14 protein-coding genes and 2 tRNA genes are annotated in these 17,765 nt (G+C 39.4%); 10 read left to right on the top strand and 6 right to left on the bottom strand.

Annotated features, from left to right (window positions below; genetic code table 11):
• Positions 1–112: 112 nt before the first annotated feature.
• The 4 genes from ACRD69_RS22310 (at position 113) to hflC (ending at position 4,751) form a co-directional block, all read left to right on the top strand.
• The gene (locus ACRD69_RS22310; protein WP_430817373.1) at positions 113–490 is read left to right on the top strand and encodes a BlaI/MecI/CopY family transcriptional regulator; all 378 of its coding nucleotides are present in this window, start codon (positions 113–115) and stop codon (positions 488–490) included.
• Positions 483–2,456, top strand: a complete 1,974-nt coding sequence (locus tag ACRD69_RS22305; protein ID WP_430817372.1) for a M56 family metallopeptidase — start codon at positions 483–485, stop codon at positions 2,454–2,456. The genes ACRD69_RS22310 and ACRD69_RS22305 overlap by 8 nt, the downstream gene beginning before the upstream one ends.
• 362 nt (positions 2,457–2,818) lie before the next feature.
• Positions 2,819–3,817, top strand: coding sequence for an FtsH protease activity modulator HflK (gene hflK, locus ACRD69_RS22300; protein ID WP_430817371.1), 999 nt, complete (start codon positions 2,819–2,821; stop codon positions 3,815–3,817).
• Positions 3,807–4,751: a protease modulator HflC gene (hflC, locus tag ACRD69_RS22295; protein WP_430817370.1), complete on the top strand. Its 945-nt coding sequence runs from the start codon at positions 3,807–3,809 to the stop codon at positions 4,749–4,751. The genes hflK and hflC overlap by 11 nt, the downstream gene beginning before the upstream one ends.
• 63 nt (positions 4,752–4,814) lie before the next feature.
• Here hflC and ACRD69_RS22290 read toward each other — a convergent pair whose 3' ends face one another.
• Complete coding sequence (locus ACRD69_RS22290; protein WP_430817369.1) at positions 4,815–6,107, bottom strand: Na+/H+ antiporter NhaC family protein; 1,293 nt, start codon at positions 6,105–6,107, stop codon at positions 4,815–4,817.
• 316 nt (positions 6,108–6,423) lie between these two features.
• Here ACRD69_RS22290 and ACRD69_RS22285 point away from each other — a divergent pair, with 316 nt between their 5' ends.
• Positions 6,424–6,861 carry an HvfX family Cu-binding RiPP maturation protein gene (locus ACRD69_RS22285; RefSeq protein WP_430817368.1) on the top strand — a complete coding sequence of 146 codons (438 nt, stop codon included), beginning with the start codon at positions 6,424–6,426 and terminating at the stop codon, positions 6,859–6,861.
• Positions 6,862–6,899: 38 nt separating this feature from the next.
• Here ACRD69_RS22285 and ACRD69_RS22280 read toward each other — a convergent pair.
• Together ACRD69_RS22280 and ACRD69_RS22275 are read right to left on the bottom strand one after the other, a co-directional pair.
• A tRNA-Thr gene (locus tag ACRD69_RS22280) sits at positions 6,900–6,971 on the bottom strand.
• A gap of 58 nt (positions 6,972–7,029) precedes the next feature.
• Positions 7,030–7,102: transfer RNA gene (locus ACRD69_RS22275), tRNA-Gly, on the bottom strand.
• Positions 7,103–7,394: 292 nt separating this feature from the next.
• Here ACRD69_RS22275 and ACRD69_RS22270 point away from each other — a divergent pair.
• The 4 genes from ACRD69_RS22270 (at position 7,395) to ACRD69_RS22255 (ending at position 12,542) form a co-directional block, all read left to right on the top strand.
• Entirely contained in the window at positions 7,395–8,492 is a 1,098-nt protein-coding gene (locus tag ACRD69_RS22270; protein WP_430817367.1) for a carbohydrate-binding family 9-like protein, read from the top strand.
• A gap of 17 nt (positions 8,493–8,509) precedes the next feature.
• Complete coding sequence (locus ACRD69_RS22265; RefSeq protein WP_430817366.1) at positions 8,510–10,210, top strand: alpha-L-fucosidase; 1,701 nt, start codon at positions 8,510–8,512, stop codon at positions 10,208–10,210.
• A gap of 212 nt (positions 10,211–10,422) precedes the next feature.
• Positions 10,423–11,646 (top strand): phosphoserine phosphatase SerB, encoded by a 1,224-nt coding sequence (serB, locus tag ACRD69_RS22260; protein WP_430817365.1) that lies wholly within the window; start codon positions 10,423–10,425, stop codon positions 11,644–11,646.
• 98 nt (positions 11,647–11,744) lie between these two features.
• Positions 11,745–12,542 carry a tRNA threonylcarbamoyladenosine dehydratase gene (locus tag ACRD69_RS22255; RefSeq protein ID WP_430817364.1) on the top strand — a complete coding sequence of 266 codons (798 nt, stop codon included), beginning with the start codon at positions 11,745–11,747 and terminating at the stop codon, positions 12,540–12,542.
• 190 nt (positions 12,543–12,732) lie between these two features.
• On the opposite strand, the gene ACRD69_RS22250 is transcribed toward ACRD69_RS22255, so the two are convergent.
• Genes ACRD69_RS22250 through ACRD69_RS22240 form a run of 3 tightly spaced genes read right to left on the bottom strand, consistent with a single transcriptional unit; the run spans position 12,733 to position 14,998 of the window.
• Positions 12,733–13,500: a TIGR00266 family protein gene (locus ACRD69_RS22250; RefSeq protein ID WP_430817363.1), complete on the bottom strand. Its 768-nt coding sequence runs from the start codon at positions 13,498–13,500 to the stop codon at positions 12,733–12,735.
• A gap of 16 nt (positions 13,501–13,516) precedes the next feature.
• A complete protein-coding gene (locus ACRD69_RS22245) occupies positions 13,517–14,311 on the bottom strand; it encodes a patatin-like phospholipase family protein (RefSeq protein ID WP_430817362.1) in 795 nt (264 codons plus the stop codon).
• Entirely contained in the window at positions 14,312–14,998 is a 687-nt protein-coding gene (locus ACRD69_RS22240) for a hypothetical protein (RefSeq protein ID WP_430817361.1), read from the bottom strand.
• Between the two features lie 408 nt (positions 14,999–15,406).
• Here ACRD69_RS22240 and ACRD69_RS22235 point away from each other — a divergent pair, with 408 nt between their 5' ends.
• The gene (locus tag ACRD69_RS22235; RefSeq protein WP_430817360.1) at positions 15,407–17,542 is read left to right on the top strand and encodes a glycoside hydrolase family 97 protein; all 2,136 of its coding nucleotides are present in this window, start codon (positions 15,407–15,409) and stop codon (positions 17,540–17,542) included.
• The last annotated feature ends 223 nt before the right edge of the window (positions 17,543–17,765 follow it).

Genomic DNA, 17,765 nt, shown 5'->3' with positions numbered 1-17,765 from the left:
TAGGGGGTGAAATTGTTCGGTAACTTATAAATAAATTACAAAACGTATGAATAAGTTGACAAACTTAAAAATAAGTTGTATGTTTGAATTGCTGATTAACTAACTTAGTATAATGATGGTAACTTTAACAAAAGCAGAAGAGAAGATAATGAAGCTTCTTTGGGAGTTGGAAAAAGGATTTATCAAAGATATAATTGAGAGAATGCCTGAACCTAAACCGCCTTACAACAGTGTATCGACAATTGTGCGTGTGTTGGTTAAAAAGGAGATAGTAGGGTTTACCAAATATGGAGGAACCTATGAATATTATCCGCTTATATCAAAAGATGAATACCGCAAAAGCCAGATGGGAAGTTTGGTGAAAGGCTACTTTAATAATTCATTTTCCCAGGTGGTTAACTTTTTTTCTGAAAGTAAAAACCTAAAAATAGACGAAGTTAATGAAGCTATAAAGATGCTTGAAGAACTTAAAAAGAAGAAAAATGAGTAGGTTCTTGATATATCTGTTTGAAAGTGGCTTGTGCCTTACCTTGTTTTATATTGGTTATATCTTGTTCTTCCGCAAGGAGACATATTTTACATTTAACCGGATATACCTGGTGACATCAATGGTTGTTTCACTTCTTTTGCCGTTATCAAACGTGCAGATATCTTTAAATTCGGGTGAAGTAATCGGAAATGCATTAGCTACTATTGGAGAGTTCCGTAATTATTACGAAGAACTGATCTTAATGACAGAGCCTGACTTTATTGTCGGGAATGAACCAGCTCCTGTTCCTGTTGGTAAAGTCATGGAGCAGTCTGTTGCTGTCGAATCACGACAGGCTTATTCTTCTATTTCATTGTCAGGCATACTATTTTATATCTATATCAGCGGTGTGCTCTTCTTCACATCACGATTGTTGCTACTGATTTATAATCTATATCGAATTGTCCGCCAAAACAAAGTAATCCATAATGAAGGATTTAACATTGTATTGATTAATGACGACATGCCATCCTTTTCGTTCATTAACTGGATATTCGTTAATAAAGACGTTTTGCAACCCGAAGAATTTGAGCAGGTAATTACACATGAAAAAGTTCATGTGCAACATAAACATTCAGTGGATTTATTGCTGGCCCATATCATAACGATATTCCAGTGGTTTAATCCGCTAACATGGCGCATACAGAAATCGATTAAAACATGTCATGAGTATATTGCCGACAGGCAAGTAATTGACCAGGGGCATGAGTTATTCGATTATCAGTCTCTATTACTGAGTCAGTTAATCAGCATTCGCTCAGTAGAGCTGGTCAATAATTTTAACTTATTGTCAATAAAAAAACGAATAGCCATGATGAATAAAATAAAATCAGGATTCAGCGCAAAAATGAAAGCTTTATTGGTTGTACCAATGGTAATATTTGCATTTTTCTTTTTTGCCAATATGACTGGGAATAATCGCGGTCATCAGGAAATGCCTTACTCTAAACTAATAGAAGGATCTTGGATTGCGCAAGAGAAGATAACCGGAGCAGAGCAATATTTAAAATTCGACAATGAAGAGGCACTGTTTGTAACCATTGATGAAGAAAATGTTATGGTCATTGATGAATATGGATATCATGCGCATCAGGGAACAATTTATCTGACGAAAGGGGATGATGAATCCATTCTTGCCTATAAAGTGGAAGATGGTCACCTTGTGATAATGAAGAATGGGAAAGAAACGACCTTTGAGCGATTTGATGGTCGAGAATATGTTGTTATGGAAGGAGAAATACGAGAAATCAATGTGCCAACAGCAAGGTCTGTTAAAACATTCAATTATGATTATATACATTTCTCAATTCTTCTTTCGAAAGATGGTTTATATGTTGATGGAACAAGATCTGATATAGATAACTTACAAACAACTCTTAAGCAGAAAATGAAGGATCTGATGCCAAAGAAGAAGTCAATTTTACTGGAAATTGATAAGAGCATGTCAATGAAAGAAGTAGATAAGATAAAGCAGGCTCTGCGCTTTAATGATCTTCTTAAAATTGGCTACGTTGCAAAGGCTGATAAATCAACTGGAATCAAAGATGGTCAAACAGCCCTTCTTAATCTTTTGCCGCCTAAAGATGCCAAATGGATTGAAGAGGACGACTTGAGTGAAAAAGGCATTAGCCTGTTCACGATTAATCATTCTTCGAGTGCAAGCCTGAAGGAACTTCAGCGTCAGCTCCATCAGCATGTGCTTAATAAAAAGAAATATGTGCTTAAGTACGAATACAGTGACCAAACATCGTACAACGACTATATTAAAACCCTTGATATGATCTATTCAACCATATGGAATTTGCGCAAGGAGCAGGCTTTCTTTAGTGGCATTGATTACAACAATATGACTAAAGAACAGGAGAAAGAGCTACGCAAGAAATATCCATTAACACTAACCATGAAAAATGTGGATAGCGATAAGTAAAAAGTAAGCCTGGGTTCACTATTGAATTTCAGAGCTCATCCAATATAAATTATGCATAAGCCCGGCATCCTTGTCGGGCTTCTTTGTGTGTGCTTTTTAAACCAGTATCATGACTTAGAATGTCGTTATGAACATTGAAAGTATAATGAGGAAGTAGTAGATAAAAGGTTTTATCCATAAGAGCCATAATCCGTCCTGTCGAGTTGAAATGAAACAACGAAGTGATTTGTTTTGAAGTAATTTCAATATGTAATAGATTTTCTAATGCATATTGCAGGTTAAAACCTCATTTTTATGCTACATTTGAAAGGGATGACTGAGAAGGTTTGTCTGATACTACAGAATAATTTTAATCTAACAATATGACATCAAATCAATTTAACCTCAATACATCAGGAGGTGTACTTGAGAAACTTTTAAAAAACATCAGATCAGTCGGCCTGATGTTATTTGTGGCCTTAATGGCCTGGACTGCCTTTTTTACTATTGATCCTGAAGAGGTTGGGGTGATAGTGAGGTTTGGTAAGTATGTTCGTACAGTAGAGCCGGGCCTGAACTACAAAATACCATTGGTTGAATCGGTATATAAAGTGGCTGTTGAACGCCAGCAGAAAATGGAATTTGGTTTTCGTACAACCAGTGCTGGAGTTCGATCATCATACGCCCGCGGAAGTGGAAGAGTAGATGAGGCACTTATGCTGACCGGTGATTTGAACCTGGCTGATGTTGAATGGGTGGTACAGTACCGGATTGATAAACCATACAATTATTTGTTTAAGGTACGTAATCCGGAAGTGACGCTGCGTGATATTTCAGAGTCAGCCATGCGACAGATCGTTGGTGACCGTACAGTGAATGAAGTATTGACGATCGGGCGTACCGAGATCAGTGCCCAACTGCAGGATTTGATGCAACAGGTATGCCGCGAATATTCAGTTGGTGTTAAAATTGATCAGGTGGTATTGCAGGATGTTAATCCGCCCGAGCCGGTTAAAGCTGCCTTTAATGCGGTAAATGAGGCGCAACAGGAGAAAGAGACTTTAATAAACAAGGCGAAGGCTGAGTATAATAAAGTTATTCCTAAAGCAGCCGGACAAGCTAAGGAAACCATACAAATGGCGGAAGGTTATGCTACTGAGCGTGTTAATAATGCCAAAGGTGATGTTGCTCGATTTAATGCTCTTTATAAAGAGTATATAAAAGCTCCTGAAGTAACGCGTCGTCGTATTTATCTTGAGACAATGGAGGAGGTAATGCCGCGCTTAGGACAAAAAATCATTACCGATCAGAATGGCAATAATGTGCTGCCATTATTGCAAATGCAACTTTCACAACAAAAATCAACTACAAATGGACAATAAGAAATCGATCATATTTATTGTACTGGGTGCTGTTGCTTTATTTCTTTTTTCACAAGCTACTTTTATTGTGGATGAAACAGAGCAGGTGGTTATAACTCAGTTTGGTAAGCCTGTGGGCGATGCTATAACAGAGCCTGGTATGAAGTTTAAAGTACCTTTTATTCAGACTACACACTTTTTTGATAAGCGTTATCTGGAGTGGGATGGAGATCCTGAACAGGTACCTACAAAGGGAAAGAAATACGTATTTGTTGATACTTACGCACGTTGGCAGATAGTTGATCCTTTGCAGTTTTATAAGCGATTAACGAATGAGCGCAGTGCTTATACGCGTTTGGATGATATTATTGATAGTGAAACAAGGAATTATATTGCCAAGCATTTTATCGAAGAGGCGGTGCGATCGACGAATCGGAAGCCTGTGTCTGCCGGTTTGGCTGGTGAAACGGTAGGCGATAGTTTAGTGTCGATTACTGTTGGGCGTGATAAGATTCAGGAAATGGTGCAGAAAGCATCTGACGCCAGAACCAAAGAACTGGGTATTGCTATTTTAGATTTCAGAATTAAACGCATCAATTACATCGAGGAGGTACGTACCCAGGTATACGAACGTATGAAGAGTGAACGTTACCGGATAGCTGACAAGTTTAAGTCAGAAGGGCAGGGTGAAGCTTCGCGTATAAATGGTGAAAAGGACCGCGAACTGAAAACGATTGTTTCAGAAGCCTATAAAACAGCTGAGGAGATCAAGGGTAGGGCAGATGCTGAAGCTGCATCTATTTATGCTTCTGCCTATGATAAGACACCACAGGCCCGTCAACTGTATAGCTTTTTAAAATCGATGGAAGCCTACGAAAAAACATTCGATGAGCAAACGCATATAATTTTATCTACTGACAGTGAATTTTACAAGTACCTGAAAGGGATGAAATAAAAGTGCTTAATTAAGATTTAAAAGCCTGCTAAAACATGTATTTAGCAGGCTTTTTTAGTATGCTTATTTTGCTATTGTATTTCGACCTCTGGTAAATACTATTGAAACGACAACTGTCAATCCCATAAGGTATGGATAATATAAGTTGCTCATGATATCGAATGGGGATAAGCTGCCTGCTGCCAATCCGACTGCTGCCAGTATCTGCGCACCATAAGGCAATAATCCTTGTATAAAACACGATGCCGTATCCATTAAACTGGCAGAGCGTTTGGGGGTAATGTTGAACTTATTGGCTATGTTTTTTACAATTGGGCCTGACATCAGGATGGCGATGGTGTTGTTAGCTGTGAAAATATTGACGATTCCTGTTAGTGCTACAATGCTGAATTCAGCACCTTTGGTGCTTTGGGTTCGCTTACCGATGTGCCTGATGATGTAATCAATTCCACCATTTAATTTAATGACTTCAACAATTCCGCCTACCAGCAATGAAACCATAACAATTTCGGCCATACTTTGCATGCCTTTACTAATTGATTCCAGTAATGTCCAGATGGTAAAGTCGTGAGCAATGATACCGACAGTGCCGGCTAAAACAATACCAATAAATAAAACCAGGAATACATTCATACCAAAGGCAGCGGCTACCAGCACAACTATATAGGGTGCAAGCTTTATATAGTCGATTAAAGAGACGGTTACTTCCTGGCTTGTGCCTGATATTGGTATAAATACATAAAGCATAATTGAAATAACAGCCGCCGGCAAAACCAGTCGGATATTGGCCTTGAACTTATCCCTCATCCTGCAGTTTTGGGTTCGTGTAGCTGCAATGGTTGTGTCAGATATCATTGATAAGTTATCACCAAACATTGCACCACCAATTGTAGCGCCGACTGAAATAGCGGAGCTAATGTCAGTAGCTGTCGCAAGACCTATTGCAACCGGTGTAAGAGCCACGACAGTCCCTACTGAAGTACCAACAGCCAGGGATATAAAACAGGCAATGATAAATAATCCGGCTAAAAGAATTTCATCCGGTAAGTAATGAAGTCCAATGTTTACAGTTGCATTTACTGCTCCCATTTCCCTGGCAACGCCGGCAAATGCTCCAGCCATCATAAAAATAAGGCACATCATCATAATTCCTGAATGGCCCATCCCTTTTGTAAAGACATTCATTCTGTCGCTTATTTTTTTTCCGGGAGCCATGGCAATGGATACACCTGCAGCAACAATAAATGGAATGATGATAGGAATTTTGTAAAAATCACCGCTGATCCAGCCGGGAATAAAGTATACAATGAGAAAAACACCAATAGGAATCAGTGCTTTGATCTTGAAGTCTTTCATTAATGTGGTTTTTGTTTTGCACTGCAATATTATAAAAACCTGTGATAACAATTGGTCATCCTATTCTATTCCTTAAGAAGGTGAAGGAAATTATGAACCTTATGTGTTGATATGTTGTTATTTAAAGGATTGTGGTGAATTGTATTAATATTGTAATGGATATTACTCTTAAAGATAATATTCTAGAAAGTCAATAGTATAGGTAGCTTTTTAATGTTAAAAATTGTGAAAGCGTGAATAATAATTATATCTTAGACAGCAAATTGATATGCCAAACCCAACTTGTCACTTTTAATTATTAACTAAATCCGATTAAATGAAGAGTGTTATTAAGTTTATTAATACCGCATCAGAACGAACAGGTGACTGGGCGCTGTTAGCGATGCGATTAACCTTAGCTTTTGGTTTCTTCGAGCCTGCTGTAAAGAAATTCGACAATATAAGCGGTACGGCCGAGTGGCTCGGTTCACTTGGGTATCCATTGCCTAAATTAGGCGTATTACTGGCAGGGACTTTTGAATTTGCAGGGTTCTTTTTACTAATGCTAGGCCTCTTAACGCGTTATATATCCATTCCACTAATGTTGATAATGATACTTGCCATAACAACGGTGCATTTAGGAAATGGTTTTGATGCGGTGAATAATGGATACGAGATTCCGTTCTATTACCTGGTAATGTTATTTGTTCTTTTTAGCAGAGGACCGGGTAAATATAGTATTGATGAAGCAGTGGTAGCAAAGATTCAGAAATAAAAAAAAGAGGGTAATCAATTGATTACCCTCTTTTTTTGAGCCAATGACGAGATTTGAACTCGTGACCTCTTCCTTACCAAGGAAGCGCTCTACCCCTGAGCTACATCGGCAAACTAAAATTGAACTGACCGCAGTGACAAATCCAATTTTAATTACTATTAAACCCTGAGCGAAAAACGGGACTCGAACCCGCGACCCCGACCTTGGCAAGGTCGTGCTCTACCAACTGAGCTATTTTCGCAAAACCTGCTCGTTTAACAGGATACCGTTTTTTGTAACAGCGGTGCAAAAGTAAAACATTTTCTATAGTTGACAAATTTACTCGTGCTTTTTTTAAACTTTATATTCGTAATTCCATGGGAGAAATTGACCATGACCTTCGTGCCCGATGGTAATAATGTTCCATAATGACTTTAAACACAATCATAAGTAGTGATTCAGGAACATTTCTTCACCTTTTAAGAACAACAGAACGAAGTATAACAATTCTCTGATTCGTAATTTTGTATCACATAACATCGCAAATTGAAATTATGAATAAACTTTTATTCCCTTGTCTAATGATCTTTTTGATGGCCTGCCAGGCAAATGGTAAGGTTGAGTATTCTCAAAAGGAAGAGGCTGTTTTCAATCCTCAACAATATGTTTGCTATAGGGCGGGAGAGAAAATGACAATTGATGGCAATCTTGATGAGCAGGCCTGGAAGAATGCTCCCTGGACAAATGAGTTTGCAGATATTGAAGGAGACGCAAAGCCAAAGCCGCAATATCTGACAAAGGCCAAAATGTTGTGGGATGATGAATACCTTTATATTGGGGCCTACTTGCAGGAACCACACCTGTGGGCAAGCATAACAGAGCGCGATGCAGTTATTTTTTACGATAATGACTTTGAAGTATTTATTGATCCTGACGGAGATACCCATGGCTATTATGAATTTGAAATGAATGCCTTTAATACTGTTTGGGATTTATTACTTGCGAAACCATATCGTGATGGCGGACCTGCAATAAATAACTGGGACATCAACGGTCTTCAGTCTGCGGTTGCTTTAAAGGGAACAATCAATAATCCCGATGATATTGATGAAGGTTGGTTTGTGGAAATGGCATTTCCATTGGACGTTTTGCATGAGTATGCAGGCGGAGTTAAAGCAGAGGCAGGTAATCAATGGCGAATTAACTTCAGTCGGGTTCAGTGGCAAATGGATGTTGTGGATGGTAGTTATCAAAAACGGATCAATCCTGAAACCAATAAGTCATACCCTGAAGATAACTGGGTTTGGTCACCGCAAAGCTATATCAATATGCACAGGCCCGAAACATGGGGATTTATGCAGTTCTCTGATCTGATTGCCGGACAAGGTGAAGAGGCCTTTGTGTTCAATGAAGATGAGTCAGTGAAATGGGAATTGTACAGGCTTTATCATGCGCAGAGAGCTTATAAGAATTCAACCGGACAGTATGCCGATGATATGGCATTGCTCAAAAATGTAGGATTATCAGATAGTAAATATATTTCTTCGGTCAATGTTACCACTTCACTATATGAAGCTATTGCAAGCAGTAGCAAGAGTGATTATTACTGGCACATCAATAACGAGGGAAGAACATGGAAGTCAAAGAAATGATACCTAAACTTATAAATATGAGGAAACTGCTAATACTCTTGATGGTTGGAATAACACTTGCAATGAATGCACAGCCGGTGCAGCCTGAAACAGAGAAAGAGAAAGATAAGCGAATGGAATGGTTCAAAGAAGCAAAGCTTGGCATTTTCATTCACTATGGAATATACGCAGTAAATGGAATTGATGAATCATGGTCATTTTTTAATGGCTACATCAATTACGATGATTACATGAAGCAACTGGATGGTTTTACAGCTGCTAACTATGATGCTTCAGCATGGGCGAAGCTGATAAAAGAAAGCGGTGCAAAGTATGCTGTTCTGACAACGAAACATCATGATGGAGTAGCGCTTTGGGACTCTAAGACCGAACACTATAATACCGTTAATAATACGCCGGCCGGGCAGGATATTGTAGCTCCTTTTGTGAAAGCGCTCAGAAAGGAGAAGTTGAAAGTCGGGTTGTATTATTCGTTAATCGACTGGTCATACCCTGATTATCCGGCACATTTGCGTCATGAAGTGCGTTACGATAATGATGAAGAGCGCTGGAATCGATTTACCGATTTCTATTTTACCCAAATGAATGAGTTGTCCAAGCGCTTTAATCCCGATCTATACTGGTTTGACGGCGACTGGGAGCATTCGGCCGAAGAATGGAAGTCAAAGGAATTAAGAGACTTAATGTTGGGTTATAACAAGAATGTCATTCTTAACAGTCGTTTGCAAGGATATGGTGATTATGATACGCCTGAGCAAGGTGTGCCAATTAAGAAGCCCAATAATCCATATTGGGAGTTGTGCATGACCATGAATGATTCATGGGGTTATCAGCACAATGACCATAACTACAAAACGCCTTACCAGCTAATTCGCATTTTTGTTGACTGCATTAGCATGGGCGGTAATTTATTATTGGATATCGGACCAAAAGCAGATGGCACAATCCCTCAGCCTCAAATTGATATTTTAAAAGAGTTTGGTCGCTGGACCAGTAAACACAGTGAAGCCATTTATGGCACTCATGCGGGTATAGAGCATAAATATTACCCTGGACCGAGTGCCATATCCAAAAATGGAGAAACACTTTATCTGTACCTCGACAGGGTACCAAACCATCAATTGATGGTTAACGGATTGGATGCAGAAATTGAAAATGTACGTGTTGTAGGAAGTAATGAGCAGCTGGTCTATGATCATAACAATAACCTGCTTTCAGTTACTGTTGAACCTAAGCACTGTGATCAGACAATGACTGTCATTGCTGTTGATCTGAAACACTCTATTAAACTGGTAAATCCTGCCACAAGTCTTCAGGAATATGAGTTAGCAGCAATGATGGAGAATGAGCCCTGGAAAACGAAGCACCAAATTGCTTTGAATGACATGGACAAGCCCATTGCACATGGTCATTACAATGGCGCCACAGCTTTATCGAAAGATAAAAATATTCTTTACCTGATGGTGGATGGTAAAAACAATGGTCCACTGGTATTAAGAGGCTTAAAAAACAAGATCAACCGTATATGGGTGGTCGGAAACGGAACAAAGCTCAGTCACAAGGTAATTGGGAAGCAATACTGGAGTGAAGTGCCGGGAATCACATATGTTGATCTGCCTCATAAAGTACTTGATAAAGATATGACCATTGTTGCTGTGTTGCTCGATGGTGAATTGGAACTATACAGAGGCAAAGGGCATGTGATAGAAAGTAATTAGATTTTTTTCATTTAGTACGGTTTGGGTCGTTTTTGTCAAGTTTGATAGAAACGGCCTTTTTTTTCATATTCTCCTGCTTCAGCTTAATGTGACGCACGTAATTGTAATTGTGAACCGTTTTTAGCACTTTTGTTAGGAAATTAACAGTTGAATGGGGTTGTTTTCTTTTAGATTGTTATTTTTGCCTATCATTTACCTACACATTAATCGTTATGAATAAGAGCAAGGAAATTATATTATTGAATATCTCAGGAGAAGACAAACCTGGTTTAACTGCTGTATTAACAGGAATATTATCACATTATGGTGTTAATATTCTGGATATCGGTCAGGCTGTTATTCATGAAGATTTAGGTCTGGGAATACTTTTTGAAGTGCCCGAGTCGGCGGAGTCGGCCCCTGTTTTGAAAGAGCTTTTATTTAAATCCTATGAGCTTGGATTGAACCTTAAGTTTACACCTGTTACTGAGGAAAAGTACAAGGAATGGGTTGGGCAACAAGGCAAAGAACGATTTATAATCACGCTATTATCACGAAAGTTGAGTGCTGAACAGCTTTCACAGGTGACGGGAATTATTTCGGGACAGGGACTTAATATTGATTATATCTCACGATTGAGTGGGCGTGTTTTGCTTGATGATCACGAAGGTAATGATAAGTCTGTGGTTGAGTTTTCGGTTAGGGGAACACCTAAGAGTGAAGAGGATATGAAACAGCAGTTTATAGATATCTCGAAAACAGCTGGTGTTGATATTGCTTTTCAGGCTGATAATATCTTCCGTCGTAATCGTCGTTTGGTTTGTTTCGATATGGATTCAACACTGATTCAAACCGAAGTAATTGATGAACTGGCTATCAAGGCTGGTATTGGCGATAAGGTCAAGGAAATTACAGAGGCGGCCATGCGGGGAGAAATTGATTTTAACGAGAGCTTTATTCAGCGCGTTGCCTTACTCAAAGGCCTGGATGAAAGCGTGATGAAAGAAATAGCTGAAAATCTGCCTGTTACTGAAGGAGCAGAACGTTTATTTAAAACCCTTAAGAAGTATGGTTATAAAACTGCCATTCTATCTGGTGGCTTTACCTATTTTGGGCAGTATTTGAAAAGCAAACTCGATATCGACTATGTATTTGCCAACGAGCTGGAGATAGTAAATGGCAAGTTAACAGGCAATCATAAGGGCGAAATTGTTAATGGAGAGAAGAAGGCTGAGTTACTGAAATTATTAGCTTTCAAGGAAGACATCCATTTGGAGCAGGTTATTGCAGTGGGCGATGGTTCAAATGATTTACCTATGCTTAAGTTAGCTGGATTAGGAATTGCTTTTCATGCCAAACCCAAAGTGAAAGAGTCGGCCAAACACCATATTTCAACAATTGGACTGGATGCCATTCTATACCTCCTGGGTTTCCGCGACAGGGAGATCAATTTGTAAATAAGTGAACTTAAGAACTTCGTGACGAAACAATTCTTAACAGTCAGTCTGTTTTGAAGGAACTGACTTTTTCCTATTTTTGCGCAAAATTTGTCAAAATGGGGAAAGGGATTTTTCATCGTTCAGAGCTATTAATGGGGAAGCAGGTCATGACTTCCATGGCCGAAAAAAGAGTTATACTATTTGGAATAGGTGGTGTTGGCAGCTGGTGTGCCGAAAGCCTAATCAGAACAGGAATAACTAAATTAACCATCGTTGATAGTGACCGGGTTTGCGTAACAAACGTTAATCGTCAGTTGATGGCAACATCAAGAACGGTAGGACAGGTGAAAACGGAAGCTTTGAAAGACCGATTACTTGAGATCAATCCGGGTGCTGAAATAACTGCTTTGCAAAAGATCTACAGTAAGGAAACCTCTGACGATTTTGATCTGGACAGTTACGATGTGATCATCGATGCTATTGATAGTTTAGGAAGTAAAGTTCATCTGATCAGACGTGCAACAGAAACAGATGCCTTATTTGTTTCATCGATGGGAGCTGCACTAAAGGTGGATCCGACACGCGTGCGTGTTGATACTTTCTGGAAAGTAAAAGGTTGCCCCCTGGCTCGTAAGATCAGGAAGATGGTTCGTAAGGTTGGTGAGCCGTCACGTGATTTTTTATGTGTTTATAGTGATGAATTATTAGAAAATGCCGGAGCTGACGCTACTTGTGGGACAGAAAAATGTTTGTGTCCAAAAGCCGAGAATGGTCCAGGAGATCCTGATTTGGTAAATCACGAATGGTGCAGTTTGAAAGCGGCAATAAATGGTAGTTTGGCTCATATAACCGGAATTTTTGGAATGACACTTGCCGGTTTGGTAATCCAGAAAATAAAAGAAGAAGGTGCTTAATTACCCTATTTGCAAGTTATGCTGCAATAAGTAGATGTATCACCTGAATTACTAAAGTAAGGAAAAATAGTGTCGTTGATAAGGAGCAAGATTTGACCAAAGAAGTGGAAGAGTAAAACATCATATTAGCTATAAAAAGAATGATCGCACCAACTATGATGCGATCATTCTTTTTTTTAGCCGTATCAGGCTATTCAAATATTTCATTCAATAATCCACCGCTACTTTCTTTTCCGGCATTTCTTCCGCCAGGAGCAATAGCCCTGATAAGTTTATTGATAGGCATTGATTGTAACCAAACTTTACCGGTGCCACGAAGTGTAGCCAGGAATAAACCTTCGCCGCCAAATACCATTGATTTTAATCCACCTGCTGATTCAATGCTAAAGTCAATGCCATCGGTAAAACCAACCACACATCCAGTGTCAACACGTAACGTTTCACCATTAAGTTCTTTTTCAACCAGTGTGCCGCCTGCATGAATAAATGCTTTTCCATCTCCTTCAAGTTTTTGAAGAATAAAGCCTTCACCACCGAAAAAGCCGGCACCTATTTTTTTATTAAAATGCATTGATAGCTTAGTGCCTAGGGCTGCACATAAAAAAGCATCTTTCTGAACAATAACACGTCTGCCCAGCTGGCTCAGGTCAAGTGGAACAATTGTGCCCGGGTATGGAGCAGAGAAAGCCACCCGCTTTTTGCCGAATCCACGTTGAGTGAAATGAGTGATAAATAACGATTCGCCTGTGATCAGGCGAGATGCTCCGGCTGCCAGCTTTCCGAAAAAACCTTGCGATGGGTTGGAACCATCACCCATTTTCGTCTCAAACTGAATGCCTTCTTCCATATAAAGCATGGCACCCGCTTCGGCTATGACTGTTTCATGTGGGTCCAGCTCAATTTCTACAAACTGAACATCGTGCCCTTTAATTTCGTAGTCAATCTCATGTGAATTCATGGTGTTTATTTTTAGATTATTGTTGTGTCTTATCAATCATCAGTTGCGGTAATATGTCTCGTTCTATGTTTTTCTTCGCTGCCTTATAACCAATGTTTACAATGTCTTCAAATTTATGGAAGTCCCACATCGAGTAATTGTTCAGCTTCTTTATCTCGAAATAATAGTCGCAATGTAACTTGCTGATTCGCTGATTTTGAATAATCGATAAATTAAAAACACGCTCAGCAACATCCTTGGCATTCTTAATGGAGTCAATTTTCTTATCAACAATTACACTTGAGCCAATTACTGTATCACATTCAAACATTAAAGGTTCGGCTGGCAGATTCATAAATACACCGCCATCAACATAGGTATAATCCTGGATAACCACAGGTGTAAAAGCAACAGGCACACTGCAACTGGCCATTATCCAATCAAACAGTTGCTCTCCCTTATTGATAACTTTTACCTTACCGGTGATGAGGTTGCTGGCTGTTACGCAGAAAGGCAGTTTCAATTGCTGAAAATCTTCATGCCCCACATGCTTAATAAGCGCTTCTTTAGCACCGCTTAAATTGACAAGCCCTCCTTTTAGGATGTCAATTTTAAACCAGTTCCAGACTTTCTCGGCCCGTAATAGGGATAGTATTTCATCAGATCTGTATCCTGCAGCGTAAAGGACTCCTACGATGGAGCCCATGCTGGTGCCTGCAATTTGATGAACAGGTATATGGTATTCTTCAAGTGCCCTAAGCACTCCAATATGTGCGAACCCTTTAGCTCCACCACCGCCTAATGCTAAACCAACTTTGCCAAGGTGTTCCATTTAAATAACATCGTTAAGCAGTGATTTAATACCGTCTACCTTGTCGATCTGGTATTCTTCTTCAAGCTTTTTCCAATCAATGGTCATGCGCATGGTGTTGCTTTGTAATAGTTTGGTAACATCATCCTCGCTTAAAACAACAGATGCTTTATAATATGAGACATTCCATTTTTCAATGAATTTTTCCTCAAAGTTTTCAGTAAAGGTAGTTGTGATCTTAGAGCCATCGGTTAGCTCAAGGGTCATGGTACGGTCTTTAGTCGTGTATCCAAAGTAACGGTTGGCATCACCCACTTGCATCATAAACTCAAAATTAAGGCTGATCTTTCCTTTGTTATTGCTTGCAGTTGCCGAGCATCTGACCCTGCCTTTTTCATCACCAAAAAAGTGTGATAGCTTTTTGCTGACTGCATTGTATATTTCTATTTTTTCAGCCGTAACATCTTTACTGGCATCTATCTCTACTTTAGCCACGGCAACAGCTGGCGCAACTGGTACCGTTACAGTTGCAGGTGAAGTGGTATTTATCTGTGTTGAATTGGATTGGTTGACGTCTTTTTCGTATTTCCAGGTACCGTTTTCATATAATACAACTGTCTCGCCATGCTGTGTAATGGCTTTAACCGTTTGTGAGTCAGAACTGTTTGCGCAGGCCAACAATACCGCTAAAAGTAATATGTATTTCATAATTTATTGTGATTTTGCTTAAAGATATGAAAAAGACGCGTTGATAAGTTTAAAAAATGAATCAAACAGTCGATAAGAAGATGAAAGGGTATTTATAAGATGTAAAGCACTTTTTACTGCAAACGTTTGTTAAACGTATTGTTAAAATATTACCTCTCCGAAGGCCCTAAGAGGGGATGTTGTTTTGTGTGGTGTAAATAGCATAAAAAGAGCTCTTTAAATAATTTTGCGCATGACAAATTAGTAGTGATTCCATTGTTGTTTCATAAGCGTTGGATGCATTTCGAATAAAAACTTTTTACCTTTGACATTCACCTCTACCGCATTTTATTAACTGTTTGAACTGTGTGCATTAATGGCTTGCGCGCATATTAAACTGTAATTCTAGTTTTTGAAAATTCATGTAGTATGAAGAAGTTAGTACTAATTCAACTTTTGTTGTTAATGGGAATTAGCCTTTGGGCCGATGAAGTAAAATCCCCGAATGATCAATTGAGCTTAAAATTTGAGCTTAAGGATGGTGTGCCTACCTACCAGCTGTCTTTTATGGGCAAAGAAGTGATTAAAGAAAGTCGTTTAGGTCTGGAGTTAAAAGATGCTGATGACCTGATGGGTGGATTTGAAGTGTCTGCTGTTGAGCAAAGCTCCTTTGATGAAACATGGCAACCTGTTTGGGGAGAATGGAAAGAGATTCGCAATCATTACAACGAATTATTCGTGTCATTGACCCAGACCGACAGCAAGCGTATGGTTAATCTGCGTTTTCGTTTGTTTGATGATGGTTTAGGTTTTCGTTATGAGTTTCCTGAGCAGGATAATATGACCTATTTTGTTATAAAGGAAGAAAACACTGAGTTTGCCATGGCCGGTGACCATAAGGCATTTTGGATTGCAGCCGATTATGACACGCAGGAATATGATTATACCGAATCAAAGCTAAGTGAGATACGTGGTTTGATGAGTACTGCTGTTACAGGTAATGCATCACAAACGCCATTTACTGAGCCTGGTGTTCAAACCGCCCTGATGATGAAAAGCGATGACGGTTTATATATTAACCTTCATGAGGCGGCCTTGTATGAGTATTCATGCATGCACCTTGAGCTGGATGATAAGAACATGGTATTCAAGTCGCACTTAACACCCGATGCACGTGGCGATAAAGGGTATATGCAGGCACCATGTACATCTCCATGGCGTACTGTTATAGTGAGTAATGACGCAGCCGATATCCTAATGTCAAATATTACGCTTAACCTCAATGAGCCATGTGCTTATGAAGATGTTTCATGGATTGAACCGGTTAAATACATTGGTGTTTGGTGGGAGATGATAACAGGAAAAGGCTCATGGTCATATACCGATTTACCAAGTGTTAAACTGGGTGTAACAGACTATTCCAAGACTGTACCTAACGGCACTCATTCGGCCAATAATGAGAAAGTCAAACGTTATATTGATTTTGCAGCTGAGCACGGATTTGACGCTGTATTGGTTGAAGGCTGGAACGAAGGATGGGAAGATTGGTTTGGCAAGTCAAAAGATTATGTATTTGATTTTGTAACACCATATCCTGATTTCGATGTTGAAATGCTTCGCGATTATGCAAAAAGCAAGGGTGTGCGTATTATGATGCACCATGAAACATCAGGTTCTGTTCGTAACTATGCACGCCATATGGATAAAGCTTATCAGTTTATGGCTGATAACAACTATAACTCTGTTAAGAGTGGATATGTTGGTGATATATTACCACGTGGTGAGTACCATTACGGTCAGTGGATGGTTAACCACTATCAGTATGCTGTTGAGAAGGCAGCGGAATACAAGGTAATGGTCAATGCGCATGAGGCAGTGCGACCTACAGGATTGTGTCGTACCTACCCAAACCTTATTGGAAACGAAAGCGCACGTGGTACCGAATACGAGGCTTTTGGCGGTAATAATGTAAACCATACGACTATTTTACCGTTTACACGTTTAATTGGGGGACCTATGGATTATACCCCAGGTATTTTTGAGCCTGATGTTAGCCAGTACAATCCGAATAACGGTTCAAGAGTTCGCACGACCATTGCCCGTCAGTTGGCCTTGTATGTAACAATGTACAGTCCTTTGCAAATGGCAGCTGACCTGCCTGAAACCTATGCCAAACATATGGACGCTTTCCAGTTTATTAAAGATGTGGCTATCGACTGGGACGACACAAAGGTGTTGGAAGCCGAGCCGGGTGATTATATTACCTATGCCCGTAAGGAAAAAGGTAGCTCTAGCTGGTTTGTTGGTCGTACTAACGATGATCAGGCACGCACATCAAAAATTAAGTTTGACTTTTTAGAGCCTGGCAAGAAATATGTGGCAACCATTTATGCCGATGCCAAAGACGCTCACTGGGAAACAAATCCAAAGGCCTACCAGGTTAAAAAGTATGTTGTTACCAGTAAATCGAAGCTGTCACAATACTGTGCTCCCGGCGGTGGATATGCCATTAGCCTTGTAGAAGTGAAAGAAAAAAATGATATTAGAGGAATTAAACGCCTGTAACAGGGTTTAATTTTGGTTAAACGATAAAGCTCCCTTTGAAAAGTCATTGGGAGCTTTTTTTATGGGATGAGCATTATTCATGATATCAGTATAATCAACTGATTCAATGTATTAATTCCTTTAAAATTGATTCTGTTATAACTACGGAATTAGCTTAACTTATTTCCATTTCATAGATTACAATGACTTGGCTATTGGGTTTTATATGCTCCAATCTCAATAA

The organism is Carboxylicivirga agarovorans (assembly GCF_050589845.1).
Classification (GTDB): domain Bacteria; phylum Bacteroidota; class Bacteroidia; order Bacteroidales; family Marinilabiliaceae; genus Carboxylicivirga; species Carboxylicivirga agarovorans.
The sequence above is the reverse complement of the archived record's forward strand: the minus strand, read 5'-3'. Positions and strand labels throughout refer to the sequence as shown.

Bases quoted from the DNA above. Each gene is read 5' to 3' on its own strand.
- ACRD69_RS22240 (WP_430817361.1), bottom strand. From the start codon at position 14,998: ATGAAATACATATTACTTTTAGCGGTATTGTTGGCCTGCGCAAACAGT.
- serB (WP_430817365.1), top strand. From the start codon at position 10,423: ATGAATAAGAGCAAGGAAATTATATTATTGAATATCTCAGGAGAAGAC.
- ACRD69_RS22250 (WP_430817363.1), bottom strand. From the start codon at position 13,500: ATGAATTCACATGAGATTGACTACGAAATTAAAGGGCACGATGTTCAG.
- ACRD69_RS22245 (WP_430817362.1), bottom strand. From the start codon at position 14,311: ATGGAACACCTTGGCAAAGTTGGTTTAGCATTAGGCGGTGGTGGAGCT.
- ACRD69_RS22285 (WP_430817368.1), top strand. From the start codon at position 6,424: ATGAAGAGTGTTATTAAGTTTATTAATACCGCATCAGAACGAACAGGT.
- ACRD69_RS22310 (WP_430817373.1), top strand. From the start codon at position 113: ATGATGGTAACTTTAACAAAAGCAGAAGAGAAGATAATGAAGCTTCTT.
- ACRD69_RS22270 (WP_430817367.1), top strand. From the start codon at position 7,395: ATGAATAAACTTTTATTCCCTTGTCTAATGATCTTTTTGATGGCCTGC.
- ACRD69_RS22290 (WP_430817369.1), bottom strand. From the start codon at position 6,107: ATGAAAGACTTCAAGATCAAAGCACTGATTCCTATTGGTGTTTTTCTC.
- ACRD69_RS22235 (WP_430817360.1), top strand. From the start codon at position 15,407: ATGAAGAAGTTAGTACTAATTCAACTTTTGTTGTTAATGGGAATTAGC.
- ACRD69_RS22305 (WP_430817372.1), top strand. From the start codon at position 483: ATGAGTAGGTTCTTGATATATCTGTTTGAAAGTGGCTTGTGCCTTACC.
- ACRD69_RS22255 (WP_430817364.1), top strand. From the start codon at position 11,745: ATGGGGAAAGGGATTTTTCATCGTTCAGAGCTATTAATGGGGAAGCAG.
- hflC (WP_430817370.1), top strand. From the start codon at position 3,807: ATGGACAATAAGAAATCGATCATATTTATTGTACTGGGTGCTGTTGCT.
- ACRD69_RS22265 (WP_430817366.1), top strand. From the start codon at position 8,510: ATGAGGAAACTGCTAATACTCTTGATGGTTGGAATAACACTTGCAATG.
- hflK (WP_430817371.1), top strand. From the start codon at position 2,819: ATGACATCAAATCAATTTAACCTCAATACATCAGGAGGTGTACTTGAG.